Below are 18,876 nucleotides of genomic sequence, written 5' to 3' on the forward strand. Positions count from 1 at the left end.
GGGGCCCACCCTTGAACATACCCAAAAGGTCGTTCGCGTGATCCAGTTTCAATCCGTCCACAAGGCCTACCGCGTCGCAGGCCGCGAGATTCCGGCACTGCAGCCCACCACGCTGCAGGTCGGCAGCGGCCAGGTGTTCGGCATCATCGGCCATTCCGGCGCCGGCAAGAGCACCCTGCTGCGCCTGATCAACCGCCTGGAGGAACCCTCCGGCGGGCGCATCGAGATCGACGGCGTCGACGTCACTGCCCTCGATGCCAATGGTCTGCGCCGCTTCCGCCAGCAGGTCGGGATGATCTTCCAGCACTTCAACCTGCTGTCGTCGAAGACCGTGGCCGACAACATCGCCATGCCGCTGCGCCTGGCCGGCGAACTGAGCCGTGCCGAAATCGACGCCCGCGTCGCCGAGCTGCTGGCCCGCGTCGGCCTGCAGGATCACGCCAACAAATACCCTGCGCAGCTCTCCGGCGGGCAGAAACAGCGTGTCGGCATCGCCCGTGCGCTGAGCACGCGACCGAAGATCCTGCTGTGCGATGAGGCCACCAGCGCCCTCGACCCGCAGACCACCACCGCCGTGCTGCAGCTGCTGGCCGAGATCAACCGCGAACTGGGCCTGACCATCGTGCTGATCACCCACGAGATGGACGTGATCCGCCGCGTCTGCGACCGCGTGGCGGTGATGGATGCCGGCGTCATCGTCGAAGAGGGCCCGGTGGCCGAGGTGTTCCTGCACCCGCAACACCCGACCACACGACGTTTCGTGCAGGAGTCCGAGCACGTCGACGAAGCCGAACAGCGCGACGACTTCGCCCATGTCGAAGGCCGCATCCTGCGCCTGACCTTCCAGGGCGACGCCACCTATGCGCCGCTGCTGGGCACCGTGGCCCGCGAAACCGGGGTGGACTACAGCATCCTCGCCGGGCGCATCGACCGCATCAAGGACATCCCCTACGGCCAGCTCACCCTGGCCCTGACCGGTGGCGACATCGACGCCGCGCTGGCGCGCTTCGCAGCCGCCGACGTGCATCTGGAGGTACTGCGCTGATGCTCGAACAACTGCTGCCCAACGTGTTCTGGCCGGAAATCTGGCAGGCCAGCCTCGACACCCTGAACATGCTGCTCGGCTCGATGCTGTTCACCGTGCTGCTCGGCCTGCCGCTCGGCGTGCTGCTGTTCCTCACCGGCCCGCGCCAGCTGTTCGAGCAGTCGGCGCTGTACGGCGCACTGTCGCTGGTGGTGAACATCCTGCGCTCGGTGCCCTTCGTCATCCTGCTGATCCTGATGATTCCCTTCACCGAGCTGCTGGTCGGCACTTCGCTGGGCGTCGCCGGCGCCATCCCGCCATTGGTGGTGGGCGCCACGCCGTTCTTCGCACGGCTGGTGGAAACCGCCCTGCGCGAAGTCGAGCGCGGCATCATCGAGGCGACCCAGGCGATGGGCGCCACCACCTGGCAGATCATCACCCGCGCGCTGCTGCCCGAGGCGTTGCCCGGCCTGCTCGCGGCCACCACCGTCACCGCGATTACCCTGGTGTCCTACACCGCCATGAGCGGCCTGATCGGCGGCGGCGGCCTCGGCGACCTGGCCGTGCGCTACGGCTACCAGCGCTACCAGCCGGACGTGATGGCGGTGACCGTGATCCTGCTGCTGATCCTGGTACAGGTGCTGCAGATGGTCGGTGATCGCCTCGTGGTGCATTTTTCCCGTAAATGATGAAAAGCGGCGACTCGTCACCCGCGAGACCCGCACCAACCTTCCCAAAAGGAACCTTGATATGAAGAAACTACTGACTGTCATCGCCGCCTGTGCGGCCTTCTCGGCCCAGGCCGAAACCCTCACCGTCGCTGCCACCCCGGTGCCGCACGCGGAGATCCTCGAGTTCGTCAAACCAGCCCTGGCCAAAGAAGGCGTGGAGCTGAAGGTGCGTGTATTCACCGACTACGTGCAGCCCAACCTGCAGGTACAGCAGAAGAACCTCGACGCCAACTTCTTCCAGCACCAGCCGTACCTGGACGAGTTCAACGCCAGCCGCAAGACCGAACTGGTCAGCGTTGCCGGCGTGCACGTCGAGCCCTTCGGCGCCTACTCCAGCAAGATCAAGGATCTGAGCGAGCTGCCGCAAGGCGCCACCGTGGCCATCCCCAACGATGCCACCAACGGCGGCCGTGCCCTGCTGCTGCTGCAGAAGGCCGGCGTGATCAAACTCAAGCCGGAAGCCGGCATCCTCGCCACGCCGAAGGACATCGTCGAGAACCCGAAGGCGATCAAGGTGCGTGAACTGGAAGCAGCTACCCTGCCGCGCGTGCTGAGCCAGGTCGACCTCGCCCTGATCAACACCAACTACGCCCTGGAAGCCAAGCTCAACCCGACCAAGGACGCCCTGGCCATCGAAAGCAGCGACTCGCCGTACGTCAACATCCTGGTGACCCGCGCTGACAACAAGGACAGCGAGGCCGTACAGAAGCTGGTCAAGGCCCTGCACAGCGCCGAGGTCAAGCAGTTCATCGAAGAGAAGTACCAGGGCGCCGTCGTCCCGGCGTTCTGATCGCCGCCGACCGCTCTTGCTGTAAACAATGCCGCGCCGCTGCAAAGCTGCGCGGTATTTTTATGCGTGGAATCTCAGCGATCCGTAGGGTGCGCCGTGCGCACTGCCAACAATACGGATCAGCGCCGCAGGCACTCCAGCAGACAATCCAGCGCCGGCTGGCGCTGCGCCCGCCGCACCAGGGCGACCAGCTCGCGATGAAAGGTCAGCGCGCCCAGCTCGATCACCCGCAGGCGCGTCGGCCGTTGCAGCCACAGGCCCGCGCGCGGTACCAGGGCCACGCCCATACCGTTTTCCACCAGGCGCACGATGGCATCCAGCTCATCCAGCTCCAGCGCCTCACGTACGTTCAGGCGCTGCTCGCGCAGAAAGCGGGTTACCTGGCGCCCACCGAACGAGGCGCGGTCGTAGCGCACGAAGGGTTGCTCGACCAGCAGGCGCAGCGGGTCGTCGCCCGGCACGTCCAGCGGTGCGATGAGCACGAAGGGCTCGCGCGCCAGCGCTACTTCCAGCAATTCCTTGGGTAAGGCAAACGGCGGTTTGATCAACAACGCCAGATCCAGCTCGCCGGCATCCAGCTGACTGAACAGCTGCAAGGACACGCCCGGCACCAGCTTCAGTTCGACCTGCGGCGCCAGTTGCCGAAAGCGCGGCAGCGCCTCGGCCAGCAAGCCGGTCTGCAAGGTGGCGATGGCGCCGACGCGCAGCTCGCCCTGCCACTGATCGGCGGCCGGCGGCAGCGCCATCTGCGCGTACAGCGCGAGCATCTGTTCGGCCAGCGGCAAGGCGTGCCGGCCGGCGGCGTTGAGCACGGCAGCGCGGCCACTGCGGTCGAACAGGCGCACGCCGAGGTGCTGCTCCAGTACGCGCATCTGCGCGCTGACCGCCGACTGGGTCAGCCCCACCTGCTGGCCAGCGGCAGCGAAGGTGCCCAGGCGAGCGACGGTGATGAAGGTTTTCAGCTCGCGCAGCATCGAGGCCCTCGATTGATCAAAAATATTTGAGCTTGCGCGCAAGGATATTCGCTTTAGAACAATTTTGCTGTTGGTAGGCTGGTGCGATGAACACCGATGGCGGGTTTCACCCGCCCTACCCACAACAATCAGAGGTATTGCGTGATGGCCCTTGCTCCCTTTCACCTGGCGATTCCCGTGTACGACCTGGCTGCCGCGCGGCATTTCTACGGCGAAGTGTTCGGCTGTGCTGAGGGTCGTAGCAGCGAGCACTGGGTCGACTTCGATTTCTTCGGCCACCAGTTGGTGATCCACGAAGCGCCAAAGATGGCCTACCAGGAATCCGCCGTGAGCAACCCGGTGGACGGCCACGACGTACCGGTGCCGCACTTCGGCGTGGTGCTCGGCTGGGCTGACTGGGAAGCGCTGGCCGAGCGCCTGCGCAGCCGCGAGACGACGTTCGTCATCGAGCCCTACGTACGCTTCAAGGGCCAGGTCGGCGAGCAGGCCACCATGTTCCTCCTCGACCCCTGCGGCAACGCGCTGGAGTTCAAGGCGTTCAAGGACATCGGCCAGCTGTTCGCCAAGTGAACGCAGGCTGCCTGGATAGCGAGCAAATGCCGTTCAATCCAGTGGATTATCGATCTGCGCACGCAGCAGCTCGGCGAAGGCGCTCGCCTCCACCGGGCGGCTGATCAGAAAGCCCTGGATCTCATCGCAGTTCTGGCTCTTGAGAAAGTCCATCTGTGCCTGGGTTTCCACGCCCTCGGCCACCACTTTCAGCTCCAGGCTGTGAGCCATGGCGATGATCGCGCGGGTGATTGCGGCATCCTCGCCACCGGGTGACAGGTCGCGGATGAAGGTCTGGTCGATCTTCACGTAATGCACCGGGAAGCGCTTGAGGTAACTGAGCGAGGAATAGCCGGTGCCAAAGTCGTCGATGGCCAGTTTGACCCCCAGTTCGCGCAGCTGGCGGAAGGTGACGATGACGCTGTCGACGTTGTCCAGCAGCTGGCTTTCGGTCAGCTCCAGTTCCAGATACTGCGGCGCCAGGCCGGTCTCTTCGAGCACCTGACGCACCAGGCTGGTGAGGTTGCCCTGGCGCAGCTGATGCACCGAGATGTTCACCGACACCCGTATCTGCGCCAGCCCCTCCTCCTGCCACTGGCGCGCCTGGCGGCAGGCCTGACGCAGCACAAACTCGCCAATCGGTGCGATCAGCCCGGTTTCCTCGGCCAGACCGATGAACTCGCTCGGCGGCACCATGCCCTGCTGCGGATGGCGCCAGCGCACCAGCGCCTCGGCGGCGTTGAGCTGGCCGTCGGCAAGGTTCAGCTTGGGCTGGTAGAACACCTCCAGCTGTCCTTCGTCGATGGCCTTGCGCAGCTGGTTCTCCAGTTGCAAGCGCTCCAGGGTGCAGGCCTGCAAATTGTCGGTGAAGAACTGGAAGGTGTTGCCGCCCAGATGCTTGGCATGCTGCACGGCCATGTTGGCCTGACTGATCAGCGCGCTGATCTCTCGCGCGTAGTCCGGCATCAGGCTGATACCCAGCGAGGCGCTGATCACCAGTTCGTGGCCACCAACGGTCATTGGCACACGCAACTTGGCCAGTAACCGACTGGCCACCCGCGCCAGGCTGGAAAGGCTGCCATAGGCATCGAGGATGATGGCGAACTCGTCGCCTGAGAGCCGCGCGATGCAGTCGGCCTCGGGTACGGTCTGGGTCAGGCGACGACTCATCTGCCGCAGCAACTGGTCCGCCACTTCATGGCCGAGGCTGTCGTTGAGCAGCTTGAAACGGTCCAGGTCGATGTGCACCAGGGCAATGCTGCGGCCGCTCTGGCGGGCGCGCTGGCTGGCATCGTGCAGACGCTCCTTGAACAGACTGCGGTTGGCCAGGCCGGTCAGATCATCGTAGTGCGACAGGTAGCGCAGGCGCTCCTCGGCCTCGCGCCGCGCACTGAGATCAGCGAAGAAGCCGACGATATGGCTGGGCCGACCCGTTACATCGCGCACCAGATTGAGCTGCAGCCACTGCGGGTAAAGCTCGCCACTCTTGCGCGTCTCGATCAGCTCGCCCTGCCAGGTACCGGTGCTGTCCAGTTCCTGGCGGATCATCTGGTATTGCCGGCGCATCTCGCGGCTGCCGATCAGGCTGGTCACCGTGCGCCCGACCACCTCCTCACGGCTGTATCCGGTCACCGCGCTGAACGCACGGTTGACCGCCAGCACACGGTAGTCGGGGTCGAGAATGAAGATGCCTTCGCTGGCCGCTTCGAACACGGTCGCGGCCAGTCGCTGTTGCTGCTCCTGCTGACGCCGCGCGCTGACATCGCGCCGCGTGCCGAGCATGCGCCGTACACGGCCGGCGGCGTCGCGCTCGACCGCACGGCCACGGTCCTCGACCCAGACCCAGTGACCATCGACATGGCGCACGCGGTACTCGATCTGATAATCCTCGCTGCGCCCCTTGAGGTGCCGGACCAACGCCCGGCGCAACCCTGGCAGATCATCCGGATGCAGACGCGGGGTGAGGTCGCGCAGCATCACCTGCACCTGCTCCGGCTCCAGACCAAACAGCTCGCGCAGGTGCGAATGGTGCACCTGATCGCTTTCCAGATCCCAGTCCCACAGCCCCAGCTCACTGACCTCCAGCGCCAGGGCCAGGCGCTCCTGGCTCTTGCCCAGGGCATGAGTCGCCTCGTCCAGCTCCAGGGTACGCTCGGCCACGCGCATTTCCAGCGCATCATGGGCACCGCGCAGCTCACGTTCGGCGCGACGGCGTTGCTCAACCTCGCGCGCCAGCTCTTCGTTGAGCCCTTCGGCGCGCTGCTTGGCATGCTCCAGGTTGCTGATCAGCGCCAGGTTATGGAACCGTTGCAGCAAGCTGCGCTGTACCAGGCGATTGACCTGCCAGGCCACGATCAGTAAGGCAAGAAACAGGATCAGCCCAAGCAGCCCCCAACCGCGTTGCAGGCTGTTGTCGGCCAGCAGCAGATAGGTCACCGAAGGCAGCAGGCAGGGCAAGGCGAAGCTGAGAAAGGCCGACAGGCTGACGGCATAGGCCACGCTGGCTGAAAGAATCGCCGCAGCGATCAGACCATAGACCAGCGCCTGCTGATAGAACACATCGACAGGCACCAGCACGATCACGGCGAAGGCGAGGGTCAATCCGGATGCACCGGCACCAAAAAGAAAGATGCGGCGCCAGTAGGGTTCGGCCTGGCGGCTCGGCAGCGCCGCGTTGAAGGCATTCACCTGGGTCAGACGCAGCAGCACCAGCAACACCACCCAGCCCAACCATGCTGCGAGCATGAGGGCGCTCTGCTGATTCCACAGCAACAGGCTGCAGGCCAGGCCAACCAGGAGCATGAGCAGAGTGGGCAGGCGCGAGCCCAGAAACAGCAAGCGGGTGCGCTCGACGGCAATATCCGTGGCGAATTGACGTTCAGCCTGATGCGGGTCCAGCGTCACCTCCTGAACTTCGGCGCTAGTCGTGGCGGTCATGGGCGATTTTCTTGTAATGGTTGCCTGAGGGGCTGCGGTGTTTTTCAGCTGCCTCAGCCCTGACGTCGCGGGAGAATACCCGAGACAGACGCTCTGCCCAACAATGATGTGGCCCCTTTCACAGCTTGACGCCCAACTTTTGGCGGGCACCGGCAGAGCATGATGGCCTTTGGCCGCCTGACCAGGCGCATCTGCGCCCTGACCTGCCAGTCGTCGGTTGCATCGGACGCGTTTCTCCACGCTCGGCCAACGGTTTGCCCTCACCTGTCCGGCCCCCTAGAATGCCGCGATGCAAAATGACCTCGATCACAGACTCACTACCCTCAATCCCGCCCAGCACCACGCGGTTACCACACCGCCTGGTCATCAGCTGGTGCTGGCCGGCGCCGGCTCGGGCAAGACCCGCGTGCTGGTGCATCGCATCGCCTTCCTGATCCAGCGCCTGGACGTGTCGCCGCACAGCATTCTGTCGGTGACCTTCACCAACAAGGCGGCTGCCGAGATGCGTCACCGCATCGAAGACGTGCTCGGCCACGCCCCTGCGGGCATGTGGGTCGGTACCTTCCACGGTCTGGCTCACCGCCTGCTGCGTGCACACTGGCAGGAGGCAAAGCTAGCCGAGAACTTCCAGATTCTCGACTCCGACGATCAGCAGCGCCTGATCAAGCGGGTAATCCGCGACCTCGGCCTGGATGAACAGCGCTGGCCGGCCAAGCAGGCGCAGTGGTTCATCAACGGGCAGAAGGACGAGGGCATCCGCCCGCAAGGCATCCAGGCCAGCGGCGACCTGTTCCTGGCCACCATGCGCAGCATCTATGAAGCCTACGAGGCCGCCTGCGCGCGTACCGGCGTCATTGACTTCGCCGAACTGCTGCTGCGCGCCCTCGACCTGTGGCGCGACAACGCCGGCCTGCTGGAGCACTACCAGCGCCGCTTCCGCCATATCCTGGTCGACGAGTTCCAGGACACCAACGCCGTGCAGTACGCCTGGCTGCGCTTTCTCGCCAAGGGCGGCGAAAGCCTGATGGTGGTGGGCGACGACGACCAGTCGATCTACGGCTGGCGCGGCGCGAAGATCGAGAACATCCAGCAGTTCGACCAGGACTTCGCCGATGCCGAGATCATTCGCCTGGAGCAAAACTACCGCTCCACCGCCAATATCCTCAATGCCGCCAACGCGCTGATCGCCAACAACCAGGGTCGCCTCGGCAAGGAGCTGCGTACCGACGTCGGTGATGGCGAGCCGCTAGCCCTGTACGCCGCCTTCAACGAGCACGACGAAGCGCGCTACGTGGTCGAGACGATCGAGGACGCCCTGCGCAAGGACGGCCTCAAGCGCAGCGAGATCGCCATTCTCTATCGCTCCAACGCCCAGTCGCGCGTGCTGGAAGAGGCGCTGCTGCGCGAGAAGATCCCCTACCGCATCTACGGTGGTCAGCGCTTCTTCGAGCGTGCCGAAATCAAGAACGCCATGGCCTATCTGCGCCTGCTCGACGCACGAGACAACGATCCGGCGCTAGAAAGAATCATCAACGTGCCTGCACGTGGTATCGGCGAAAAAACGGTAGAAAACATTCGCCAATTTGCGCGTGAGCATGAGCTACCAATGTGGGCGGCTATTCGCCGAATGCTCGCAACAAAAACATTGTCCGGTAAGGCCGCCGGGGCGCTGACCGCATTCATCGATTTGATAAATAACCTCGACGAGAAAGTCGCTGCCATGCCGCTGCACCAGATGACCCAGGTGGTCATCGAAAAGAGCGGCCTACTCGCCTATCACGAGGCGGAAAAGGGCGAGAAGGGCCAAGCCCGGGTGGAAAACCTGGAGGAACTGGTCAGCGCCGCGCGCGCCTTCGAGAACGATGAAGACGACGAGCTGACCCCGCTGCAGGCCTTCCTCACCCACGCCTCGCTGGAGGCCGGCGACACTCAGGCCGCCGAGAACGAAGACAGCATTCAATTGATGACCCTGCACAGTGCCAAGGGCCTGGAATTCCCCCTGGTGTTCCTGGTGGGCATGGAAGAGGGTCTGTTCCCGCACAAGATGAGCCTGGAAGAACCGGGCCGATTGGAAGAAGAACGCCGCCTGGCCTATGTCGGCATTACCCGTGCCATGCAGAAGCTGGTGATCAGCTACGCCGAAACCCGGCGTCTCTACGGTAGCGAGACCTACAACAAGGTGTCGCGCTTCGTCCGCGAAATCCCCGCACCGCTGATTCAGGAGGTGCGCCTGAGCAACAGCGTCAGCCGCCCGGTGAGCACCAGCTCGATGGGTGGCGGCAGCCTGTTCGCCGGCAGCGCCGTGCCGGAAACGCCCTTTAGTCTGGGCCAGCGCGTACGACACAGCCTGTTCGGCGAGGGCACCATCCTCAATTTTGAGGGTGCCGGCGCGCAGGCACGGGTCCAAGTGAATTTTGAAAACGAAGGCAGTAAATGGCTGATGCTGGCGTACGCCAAGCTTGAAGCCTATTAGCACACCGTATCTGGAGATAATCGATGAATCGCCGCAATCTGTTCGGTGCCGCTGTGGCACTGATCGCCGCCATCGGCCTGGTTGGCTGCAAAGAAGACAAGGCTGCCAGCGAGCAAGCCGCTGCCAAGCCGGCAGAAATCATCCATTGGAAGATGGTCACGTCCTGGCCGAAGAACTTCCCCGGCCTGGGCACCGCAGCCGAGCGCCTGGCCGAGCGCATCAACACCATGAGCGGCGGGCGCCTGACCGTCAAGGTCTACGCCGCTGGTGAGCTGGTACCGGCGCTGGAAGTGTTCGACGCCGTTTCCCGCGGCACCGCCGAGATGGGCCATGGCACCCCGTACTACTGGAAAGGCAAGGTGCCAGCTGCGCAGTTCTTCAGCAGCGTGCCGTTCGGCCTGTCCACCCTGGAAATGAACGCCTGGTTGAGCAAGGGCGGCGGTCAGGCACTGTGGGACGAAACCTACGCACCGTTCGGCGTGAAGCCGCTGTCGGCCGGCAACACCACCATGCAGATGGGTGGCTGGTTCAATAAGGAAATCAACAGCCTGGACGACATCAAAGGCCTGAAGATCCGCATGCCGGGCCTCGGCGGCGAAGTCTGGAGCCGTCTGGGTGCGATCACCGTCAACCTGCCGGGCGGCGAAATTTTCACCTCCCTGCAGACCGGTGCCATCGATGCCACCGACTGGGTCGGCCCCTATAACGACCTGGCCTTCGGCCTGCACAAGGCTGCCAAGTACAACTACTTCCCGGGCTGGCAGGAGCCGCAGGCGGTGGTCGAGGCCATGGTCAACCAGAAGGCCTTCGACGCACTGCCGACCGACCTGCAAGCCATCGTCGTCGAAGCCGCGCGTGCCGCGACCCTGGACATGATGGACGACTACGTGTTCAACAACGCCAAGGCGCTGCAGAGCCTGAAGAGCGAAGGCGTGCAGTTCAAGCGCCTGCCGGATGAGGTGCTGCAAGCCATGCGTGAGCAGTCCAACCTGGTGCTCGAAGCCCTGGCCGCCGAGAACGACCTCAACGGTCGCATCTGGGCCTCGCAGAAAGCCTTCCTCGAAGAAGCCAGCGCCATGCAGGCGCTGACCGAGAAAGAGCTGTACAACTGGCGTTGATTCAACAAGAGAGTCCCTTCAGGCCAGGCTCCCAACGCATTATTGTGTGTGGGAGCCCCGCCTCGGGGCGAAGCTTATACCGCCCGCCATCGGCGCAATGATAGCCAAGAGCGCACCCGGCATTGTTTCGAGCCCGGGTTCGCGGCGAGGCGCCGCTCCTACAGACTCGGCGCGTAGCTTGACTAACAGGTATCGACCACCAAGAGCCCCGTTCTTCCTCAGGGATGACTGCCCATGCGCCTTCGCTCTCTGCTTCTCCTGCCTCTGCTCGCCCTCGGCCTGATCGGCTGCAAGGACGACTCCGCACCGGCCGACCAGGCCGCCGCCCCCGCGCAGACCTTCCACTGGAAAATGGTCACTACCTGGCCGAAGAACGCGCCCGGCACCGGCACCGCCGCCGAACGCCTGGCCGAGCGCGTCAACGCCATGAGTGCCGGGCGCCTGACCATCAAGGTCTACGCCGCTGGCGAGTTGGTGCCGGCACTGGAGGTGTTCGACGCGGTCTCCCGCGGCACGGCCGAACTCGGCCACGGCACACCCTATTACTGGAAGGGCAAGGTACCTGCCGCGCAGTTCTTCGGTGCGGTGCCCTTCGGCCTGTCCACCCTGGAAATGAACGCCTGGCTGAACAAGGGCGGCGGCCAGGCGCTGTGGGACGAAGCCTACGCGCCGTTCGGCCTCAAGCCGCTGACGGCGGGCAACAGCACCATGCAGATGGGCGGCTGGTTCAACAAGGAAATCAACAGCCTGGCTGACATTAAAGGCCTGAAGATCCGTATGCCGGGCCTCGGCGGCGAAGTCTGGAGCCGCCTGGGTGCGACCACCGTGGTGATGCCGGGCGGCGAAATCTTCACCTCGCTGCAAAGCGGCGCCATCGACGCCACCGACTGGGTCAGCCCCTACAACGACCTGGCATTCGGCCTGCCCAAGGCCGCCAAGTACTATTACTACCCGGGCTGGCAGGAACCACAGTCAGTGCTCGAACTGCTGATCAACCAGAAGGCCTTCGATGCGCTGCCGGCTGACCTGCAAGCCATCGTCACCGAAGCGGCGCGCGCGGCGACCCAGGACATGATGGACGACTACGTCTACCACAACGCCCTGGCGCTGGACGAGCTGAAGAAGAGCGGCACGCTGCTCAAGCGCTTTCCCGACGAAGTGCTGCAGGCCATGCAACGCGAGAGCGAACAAGTGCTCGGCGACCTGGCCGCGCAGAGCGAGCTCAACGGCCGCATCTGGGCCTCCATGCAGGCCTTCCAGGCGCTGGCCACCTCGATGCAGGCGCTGTCGGAGAAAGAGCTGTACGACTGGCGCTGAGCCGCTCAGGGTTATAGCCCTTACCCTTGTGGGAGCCCCGCCCCGGGGCGAAGCTGTATTACCTCAGGTTCGCGGCGGAGCGCCGCTCCTACCCGTTCGGCGCGGCCACATCTGACCTATCCGGCTCCGTTTGTCGTTCCAGGCTGCGCCTCATGCCCTGGCGGCCATACTTCACGGATGAAGAACAAACCGACTGACCCCGCCCAGATCCTCGACAGCGCCCTGCAACTGGCCGAAGTCTGCGGCTGGGAGCGCCTGCACCTGTTCGACGTCGCCGCCGCGCTCGACATCGGCCTGGACGATATCGCCCGTCACTACCGCGACAAGGACGACCTGGTGGAAGCCTGGTTCGACCGCGCCGATCTGGCCATGCTCGGCCACGCCAGAAATCCCGATCTGCAGGGTCTGAACGCCGAACAACGTCTGGAAAGCTGCCTGCTGGCCTGGCTCGAGAGCCTGGCAGCCCATCGCGCAGTGACCGGGCAGATGCTGCTGTACAAGCTCGAACCCGGGCATATCCACCTGCAGGTGCTCGGCCTGATGCGCATCAGCCGCACCGTGCAATGGTGGCGCGAAGCCGCTGGCCGGCAAACCCTGCACCTGCGCCGCATCGCCGAGGAAACCCTGCTCACCGGCGCCTACCTGCGCAGCTTCGTGCACTGGCTGCGCCATCCCGAAGAAGACGCAGCAACCTTCCGCGGCTTCCTGCGCGCTCAACTGCGCTGCGGCCCGCTGCCTCTGCTGCTGCAACGCCCGTAGCCCGATGAAATCCGGGGCCATGGTTGCGGATTGCATCGGGCTACACGGACAAATCGCAGGGTGCTCGCCCTACAGGCAAAAGCCGGAAACATTCTGTCACTGGTCATGCCCATCCATGACGGGCAAGATGCAGACCAAGCTTTTCCACAAGAGAGAAAACCGTGATGCAGCGTTTCCTCAGTATCGCCATGGTGCTGTGCCTGGCACTGACCTTCAGCTTCGAAGCCCACGCCAAACGTTTTGGCGGTGGTAAATCCTTCGGCTCCGCACCCAGCCACCAGACCCGCCAGGCCACGCCGCCGGCGCAGTCGGCTGCCCAGGCTCCCGGTCGTCAACAGCCTGCCGCTGCCGCCAGTGGCGCTTCGCGCTGGCTCGGCCCGCTGGCCGGTCTGGCCGCCGGTGGCCTGCTGGCCTCGATGTTCATGGGTGATGGTTTCGAAGGCCTGCAGATCATGGACATGCTGATCTTCGGCCTGATCGCCTTCCTGCTGTTCCGTTTCCTCGCCGCTCGTCGCGCTCGCCAACAGCCGCAAATGGCTGCTGCCGGTGCGCCGTATCAGCGTGAAATGCCGAACGCCGACAACGCGCCGACCGCTGGCAGCAATATCTTCGGTGGTCGCCTGGCTTCGGCCGCTCCGGTGATCAACGCCCCGGCCTGGTTCAACGAGCAGAGCTTCATCGCCGCCGGTCGTGAGCACTTCATGAACCTGCAGCAGCACTGGGACGCCAACGAGATGGACAAGATCGCCGAGTTCGTCACTCCGCAGCTGCTGGACTTCCTCAAGCGTGAGCGCGCCGAACTGGGTGACGGCTTCCAGTCCACTTATGTCGATAACCTCGACGTGCAACTCGACGGTGTCGACGACAACGCCGAGAAGACCATCGCCACCCTGACCTTCAGCGGCGTGTCGAAAACCTCGCGCTTCGACCAGGGCGAGCCCTTCAGCGAAAGCTGGCGCCTGGAGCGTGCCCAGGGCGACAACCAGCCGTGGCTGATCGCCGGCATTCGCCAGAACTGATCGCTACGGCGCACTAAAAACCCGGGCTTGCCCGTAATGCTGTTCACTTAAGAAACGGTCGAGCTCGATCAGTCCCCTCGCCCCTCCGGGGAGAGGGTTAGGGAGAGGGGGAAACTGGCAGTTTTGCGGTGTTTTCTGCCCTCTCCCCCAGCCCCTCTCCCATAAATGGGAGAGGGGAGCCAAACGTGTGCAACCTTAAGTGAACAGCATTAGGGCTTGCCCGGGTTTTTATTTCGGCATTTGCCGGTTATCGCGGCTGAAGCCGCTCCTACAGCCCCTCACGACAGATCAGTAGCAGCCCGGCGCATGCCGATATGCGGGATGTCGTCCTCCAGATACACCTCGGTCACCGCCACGAAGCCATAACGCCCGTAGTAGCCCTGCAGGTGCGCCTGCGCCGACAGATAAACCGGCGCCCCCGGCCAACGCTGACCACACTCGACCAGCGCCCGCTCCATCAGCCGATGGCCCAGCCCGCTGCCGCGCGCCCGCTCGGCGATCACCACCCGACCGATCACCACCTCGCCGTCCATGCGCTGCGGATCGAGCAAGCGCAGATAACCCACCAGCCCAGATTCATCACGCGCCAGCAGGTGGCAGGTGTCACCGACCAGGTCCTGGCCATCGGTTTCCAGATAGGGGCAGTTCTGCTCGACCACGAACACCTGGGTGCGCAGTGCCAGCAGTTCATAGAGGGTCGCAGCATCGAGTTCGCTGTGGTGCAGGCAGTGCCAGGTAAGAGATGACATGAAAGGCTCCGCAAAAGCGCCAGTATGCAGTGACAACGACATGTTTTCATTCTGCCGGCCAGCTACTGTATAAAGCCGATCCCCCAAGATGAGGAGCCGACGCCGTGGAAGAAGTCATCGAACAGCTGCGCGAACTCAACGAGCCGGTACCGGTACCGCTGGAGCTGCCGGAAGAAGAGACCCTGGTGGAGATTCAGGAGCAGATCCTCATCCACTTGCCGTTCGAGCTGCGCGAGTTCCTGCTCAAGGTCAGCGACGTGGTCTATGGTCGCCTGGAGCCGGTGACCGCCAGTGATCCGCAATCGCACACCTACCTGCCGGAAGTCGCCTCGGTGGCCTGGGATCTCGGCCTGCCGCGCGACCTGGTGCCACTGTGCCAGGACGGCCGCGACTACTACGCGGTGGACGTGGAAGGCCAGGTCTGGCTGTGGGACGGCGACGAAGGCGAGCTGACCGACGAAAGCTGGGACTCGGTCTGGCACTGGTGCCGTGACGTCTGGCTGGAGAGCTGATCACGCCTCCACCCTAGGATGCGCCCTACGGACTATCGGCGTCGCGAACGCCGTCGCCGCTGAAGCGCCTCCCACGATATGTATCCGAGACTCGGCCCCGTGGGAGGGGCTTCAGCCGCGAACCTCATCAAGCGAGTTACGCGAACAGCACCCTCACACCTCGCCCTGCTCCAACGCCAGCAGGTTGAGCAGAAAGCGCGCGAAGTAAAGCAGATCCTGTTCCATCGCCTGGCGAGCGCCCTTGGCATCGCCGGCTTCGATAGCGGCAAAGGCGTCTTCATGAAAGTCATTGAGCCGCAGCGACAGGTCGGCGCCGGTGAACAGCCGGTTGAAGAAGGGGCCGATCTGCAGCCATAGCGACTCGATCGAACGCAGCAACACCGGGTTGCCACATGCACCGTACAAATGCAGGTGAAACTGGCTGTTGGCATTGAGGTAGTCCTGCACCTGGCGCTGCTCGATGGCGGCGTCCATGCGCTGCACGCAGTCACGCAGCAGGGCCAGATCGCTGCTGTCCAGGCGCGGCGTGGCCAGCTCCACTGCCAGGCCTTCCAGCGCCAGGCGCACCTGAAAGATGTTTTCGTAGCGCTCACGGGTCATCGACGGGACTCGCACCGAGCGCTGCTGCTCGCCCTCCAGCGCGCCCTCGGCCACAAGCCGCTGCAGGGCCGCGCGAACCGGCATCGGGCTGGTGCCCCATTCGGTGGCCAAGTCGCGGATCTTCAACCGCTCCCCAGGTTGGAAACGTCCGACCAACAGCCCTGAGCGGATGTTCTGATACAGCTGCTCCTGCAGATTGTCAGCCATGTGCCACCTCCATCGGAGGCGCCGGCAATTGGGCAAGGGTCAGGCTACAGTCACGCATGGGAGGCTCCGATTGAAGATGCGGCGAGTCTACGACAGGAACTGATTTTGTGTGAAAAACGGCTGAATATAAAATTTTTTGTGATCACAAATATAGATTTAAAGCCAAAATAATCGATCCTAATCTAAGCGTTTACTATTTTGTGATCACAAAATATCATGCCGACAGCATTCAATCGAGGTATGCCCCATGACCACCGCCAGTGGCATCAGCCAAGTTGCCGTTGACCGTTTCGTAGCCGCCGAGCGCGAGCGCTTCCTGTCCCGCAATCCGAAGTCCGTGGCCCTGGCCGAGCGCGCCCGCCACTCGCTGTACGGCGGCGTGCCGATGCACTGGATGGCCGACTGGTCGACGCCGGTACCGCTGTTCGTCGAGCGAGCCAAGGGCGCACGTTTCTTCGATGTGGACGGTCACGAGTACATCGACTTCTGCCTGGGTGACACCGGCACCATGTTCGGCCACTCCCCCGACCCGGTGGCCCGCGCCCTCGCCGAACAAGCGAATAACGGCCTGACCACCATGCTGCCGGGCGAGGACGCAGTGGTTTGCGGCGAGCTGCTGGCCCAGCGCTTCGGCCTGCCCTACTGGCAGGTGACCGCCACGGCAACAGATTCGAATCGCTATGTGCTGCGCTGGGCGCGCGCCATCACTCAGCGCAAGACCCTGCTGGTGTTCGACGGCTGCTACCACGGCACTGTCGACGACGTGATGGTGCGCGAGCGCGACGGCAAGACCGTGCACCGCTCCGGCCTGGTCGGCCAGGCCTATGACCTGACCGAGCACAGCCGCGCCATTCCCTTCAACGATGTCGCAGCGCTGGAGGCGGCGCTTGCTCAGGGTGACGTCTGCGCCCTGCTCTGCGAACCGGCGATGACCAATATCGGCATGGTTCTGCCCGATCCGGGCTTTATGCAGAAATGCCGCGAGTTGACGCGTAAGTACGGCAGCCTGCTGATCATCGACGAAACCCACACCATCTCCACCGACATCGGCGGCTGCACACGCCTGTGGAACCTGGATCCCGACTTCTTCGTGGTCGGCAAACCGATCGCCGGCGGCGTGCCTTGCGGCATTTTCGGCTGCAGCGCGGCGATGGCCGATGCCATGACTCAGGCCCGCCACCGCGCCAGCGCAGAAAGCCACGGGCATGGTCACAGCGGCATGGGCACCACCCTGTCGGCCAACGCCCTGGCCATGCACTGCATGCGCGCCAACCTGGAACAGGTGATGACCCAGGCGGCCTACGACCACATGCTGCCGCTGGCGGCGCGTCTGGCAGAGGGTTTCCGTCAGCTGATCGACAAGCACGACCTGAAGTGGTCGGTGACCGAGCTGGGCGCGCGTTGCGAGTTCCAGTTCTGCGCCACGCCGCCACGCACCGGCGCCGAGGCCGAAGCGGCATTCCATGACGAGCTGCAGATGGCCCTGCACCTGTACCTGATCAACCGCGGCATTCTGATCACGCCATTCCACAACATGACCCTGTGCTGCCCGAGCACCACGACCGAGGATGTGGACAAACTGATCACCACCCTGGATCAGGCCCTGGGCGAGCTGCTGGCTATTCCCGGCGCCAGGCTCTGAACATCCCTTCTCCCTCCGGGAGAAGGCGCCCGAAGGGCGGATGAGGGCTCCCTCCCCCCTAGCCCCTCTCCCAAAGGGAGAGGGGAACAAAAGCAAGGACACCACCATGCAATTTGCCGATCCCCAGGAAGCCCGCGACTTCCTCGAACGCCACCCCGAGGTGCGCAGCATCGAGCTGATGCTGATCGACGCCAACGGCATCCCGCGCGGCAAGCTGCTGCATCGCGACGAGCTGCTGGCCATCTACGAAAACGGCCGACCGCTGCCCAGCTCGATCCTGTCGCTGACCATCCAGGGCGAGGACGTCGAGGAAAGCGGCCTGGTCTGGGAAGTGGCCGACGCCGACTGCTGGACCTACCCGCTGCCCGGCAGCCTGACCCTGCAACCCTGGCGCGTGGTGCCCACCGGCCAGGTGCAGGTGAGCATGCACCCGACCCAGGGTCTGCCGGCCACGCCGGGCGACCCACGCCACGTGCTGGTACGTGCCATCGAGGCGCTCAAGGCCGATGGTTATCACCCGGTAATGGCGGTGGAGCTGGAGTTCTACCTGCTGGACAAGCAGCGTGACGCCAATGGCCGCCCACAGCCCGCCGTACAGATGAACGGCGTGCGCCCACAGGCGCCGCAGGTCTACGGCGTGTACGAGCTGGAGCAGATGCAGCCGTTCCTCGACGACCTCTACGCCGCCTGCGAGGCGCAGGGCCTGCCGGTGCGCACGGCCATCTCCGAATACGCGCCGGGCCAGCTCGAGCTGACCCTGGAGCACCGTTTCGATGCACTGCAGGCGGTAGACGAAGGCGTACGCTACAAGCGCCTGGTCAAGGGCGTGGCCAACAAACACGGCTTGCAGGCCTGCTTCATGGCCAAGCCGTTCGGCGACCTGGCTGGCAGCGGCATGCATATGCACGTGTCGCTGGCCGATGCCGAGGGCAACAACCTGATGGCATCGGAAGACCCACAAGGCACGCCGCTGCTGCGCCATGCCATTGGCGGCATGATGACAACGCTGGGCGATGCCATGGCGATCTTCTGCCCCAACGCCAACTCCTTCCGCCGCTTCCAGGCCAACAGCTACGCGCCGCTGGCCAAGAGCTGGGGGGTGAACAACCGCACCGTGTCATTCCGCGTTCCCGGCGGGCCGGCCAACAGTCGCCATGTCGAGCACCGCATCTGCGGTGCCGATGCCAACCCCTATCTGGCGGCAGCCGCGATCCTCGCCGGCATCCACAAGGGCATCCGCGAGCAGCTCGACCCAGGCGCAGCCATCGTCGGCAATGGCTACGAACAGGCCCGTGAAACCCTGCCCACCGACTGGCTCACCGCCCTGCGCAACCTGGAAGATTCGAGCTGGGCACGCGAAGCGCTAGGCGAGGACTTCCTCAGGGTATTCCTGGCGATCAAGTGGGCCGAGTTCCGTCAGTTCATGGGCGAAGTGGGCGAGCAGGATTGGCGTTGGTATCTGACTCACGCCTGAT

The 18,876-nt window shown here is 64.2% G+C and carries 16 protein-coding genes; 12 read left to right on the forward strand and 4 right to left on the reverse strand.

The window, feature by feature from the left end:
• Positions 1-37: 37 nt before the first annotated feature.
• From DBO86_RS23580 to DBO86_RS23590, 3 genes are all read left to right on the forward strand, one after another.
• Positions 38-1,045, forward strand: coding sequence for a methionine ABC transporter ATP-binding protein (locus DBO86_RS23580; RefSeq protein WP_108235016.1), 1,008 nt, complete (start codon positions 38-40; stop codon positions 1,043-1,045).
• Complete coding sequence (locus DBO86_RS23585) at positions 1,045-1,713, forward strand: methionine ABC transporter permease (protein WP_064493588.1); 669 nt, start codon at positions 1,045-1,047, stop codon at positions 1,711-1,713. The genes DBO86_RS23580 and DBO86_RS23585 overlap by 1 nt, the downstream gene beginning before the upstream one ends.
• Before the next feature lie 61 nt (positions 1,714-1,774).
• Positions 1,775-2,545 carry a MetQ/NlpA family ABC transporter substrate-binding protein gene (locus DBO86_RS23590; RefSeq protein WP_108235017.1) on the forward strand — a complete coding sequence of 257 codons (771 nt, stop codon included), beginning with the start codon at positions 1,775-1,777 and terminating at the stop codon, positions 2,543-2,545.
• Positions 2,546-2,664: 119 nt separating this feature from the next.
• On the opposite strand, the gene DBO86_RS23595 is transcribed toward DBO86_RS23590, so the two are convergent.
• Positions 2,665-3,519: a LysR family transcriptional regulator gene (locus tag DBO86_RS23595; RefSeq protein WP_108235018.1), complete on the reverse strand. Its 855-nt coding sequence runs from the start codon at positions 3,517-3,519 to the stop codon at positions 2,665-2,667.
• Between the two features lie 144 nt (positions 3,520-3,663).
• On the opposite strand from DBO86_RS23595, the gene DBO86_RS23600 reads away from it, so the two are divergent.
• A complete protein-coding gene (locus DBO86_RS23600; protein ID WP_017676184.1) occupies positions 3,664-4,089 on the forward strand; it encodes a VOC family protein in 426 nt (141 codons plus the stop codon).
• Between the two features lie 33 nt (positions 4,090-4,122).
• Here the strand turns inward: DBO86_RS23600 and DBO86_RS23605 are convergent, their stop codons facing one another.
• Complete coding sequence (locus tag DBO86_RS23605; RefSeq protein ID WP_108235019.1) at positions 4,123-7,005, reverse strand: GGDEF and EAL domain-containing protein; 2,883 nt, start codon at positions 7,003-7,005, stop codon at positions 4,123-4,125.
• Positions 7,006-7,294: 289 nt separating this feature from the next.
• On the opposite strand from DBO86_RS23605, the gene uvrD reads away from it, so the two are divergent.
• From uvrD to DBO86_RS23630, 5 genes are all read left to right on the forward strand, one after another.
• Complete coding sequence (uvrD, locus tag DBO86_RS23610; protein WP_108235020.1) at positions 7,295-9,478, forward strand: DNA helicase II; 2,184 nt, start codon at positions 7,295-7,297, stop codon at positions 9,476-9,478.
• Between the two features lie 23 nt (positions 9,479-9,501).
• Positions 9,502-10,596 (forward strand): TRAP transporter substrate-binding protein, encoded by a 1,095-nt coding sequence (locus tag DBO86_RS23615; RefSeq protein WP_108235021.1) that lies wholly within the window; start codon positions 9,502-9,504, stop codon positions 10,594-10,596.
• A 234-nt stretch (positions 10,597-10,830) separates the two neighbouring features.
• Positions 10,831-11,913, forward strand: a complete 1,083-nt coding sequence (locus DBO86_RS23620; RefSeq protein ID WP_108235022.1) for a TRAP transporter substrate-binding protein — start codon at positions 10,831-10,833, stop codon at positions 11,911-11,913.
• Positions 11,914-12,090: 177 nt separating this feature from the next.
• Positions 12,091-12,672 carry a TetR/AcrR family transcriptional regulator gene (locus DBO86_RS23625; RefSeq protein WP_108235023.1) on the forward strand — a complete coding sequence of 194 codons (582 nt, stop codon included), beginning with the start codon at positions 12,091-12,093 and terminating at the stop codon, positions 12,670-12,672.
• A 164-nt stretch (positions 12,673-12,836) separates the two neighbouring features.
• The gene (locus DBO86_RS23630; protein ID WP_108235024.1) at positions 12,837-13,691 is read left to right on the forward strand and encodes a Tim44 domain-containing protein; all 855 of its coding nucleotides are present in this window, start codon (positions 12,837-12,839) and stop codon (positions 13,689-13,691) included.
• 278 nt (positions 13,692-13,969) lie between these two features.
• On the opposite strand, the gene DBO86_RS23635 is transcribed toward DBO86_RS23630, so the two are convergent.
• On the reverse strand, positions 13,970-14,440 hold the full coding sequence (locus DBO86_RS23635; protein WP_108235025.1) for a GNAT family N-acetyltransferase: 471 nt from the start codon (positions 14,438-14,440) through the stop codon (positions 13,970-13,972).
• A 104-nt stretch (positions 14,441-14,544) separates the two neighbouring features.
• Here DBO86_RS23635 and DBO86_RS23640 point away from each other — a divergent pair, with 104 nt between their 5' ends.
• Positions 14,545-14,952 carry an SMI1/KNR4 family protein gene (locus tag DBO86_RS23640; RefSeq protein WP_037055555.1) on the forward strand — a complete coding sequence of 136 codons (408 nt, stop codon included), beginning with the start codon at positions 14,545-14,547 and terminating at the stop codon, positions 14,950-14,952.
• A gap of 153 nt (positions 14,953-15,105) precedes the next feature.
• Here DBO86_RS23640 and DBO86_RS23645 read toward each other — a convergent pair whose 3' ends face one another.
• A complete protein-coding gene (locus DBO86_RS23645; RefSeq protein ID WP_106734143.1) occupies positions 15,106-15,759 on the reverse strand; it encodes a GntR family transcriptional regulator in 654 nt (217 codons plus the stop codon).
• A gap of 247 nt (positions 15,760-16,006) precedes the next feature.
• On the opposite strand from DBO86_RS23645, the gene DBO86_RS23650 reads away from it, so the two are divergent.
• Both DBO86_RS23650 and DBO86_RS23655 read left to right on the forward strand, forming a co-directional pair.
• Positions 16,007-17,401 (forward strand): aspartate aminotransferase family protein, encoded by a 1,395-nt coding sequence (locus tag DBO86_RS23650; RefSeq protein ID WP_108235026.1) that lies wholly within the window; start codon positions 16,007-16,009, stop codon positions 17,399-17,401.
• Between the two features lie 106 nt (positions 17,402-17,507).
• A complete protein-coding gene (locus DBO86_RS23655) occupies positions 17,508-18,875 on the forward strand; it encodes a glutamine synthetase family protein (RefSeq protein WP_108235027.1) in 1,368 nt (455 codons plus the stop codon).
• The last annotated feature ends 1 nt before the right edge of the window (position 18,876 follow it).

The organism is Ectopseudomonas oleovorans, assembly GCF_003052605.1.
Classification (GTDB): Bacteria; Pseudomonadota; Gammaproteobacteria; order Pseudomonadales; family Pseudomonadaceae; genus Aquipseudomonas; species Aquipseudomonas oleovorans_A.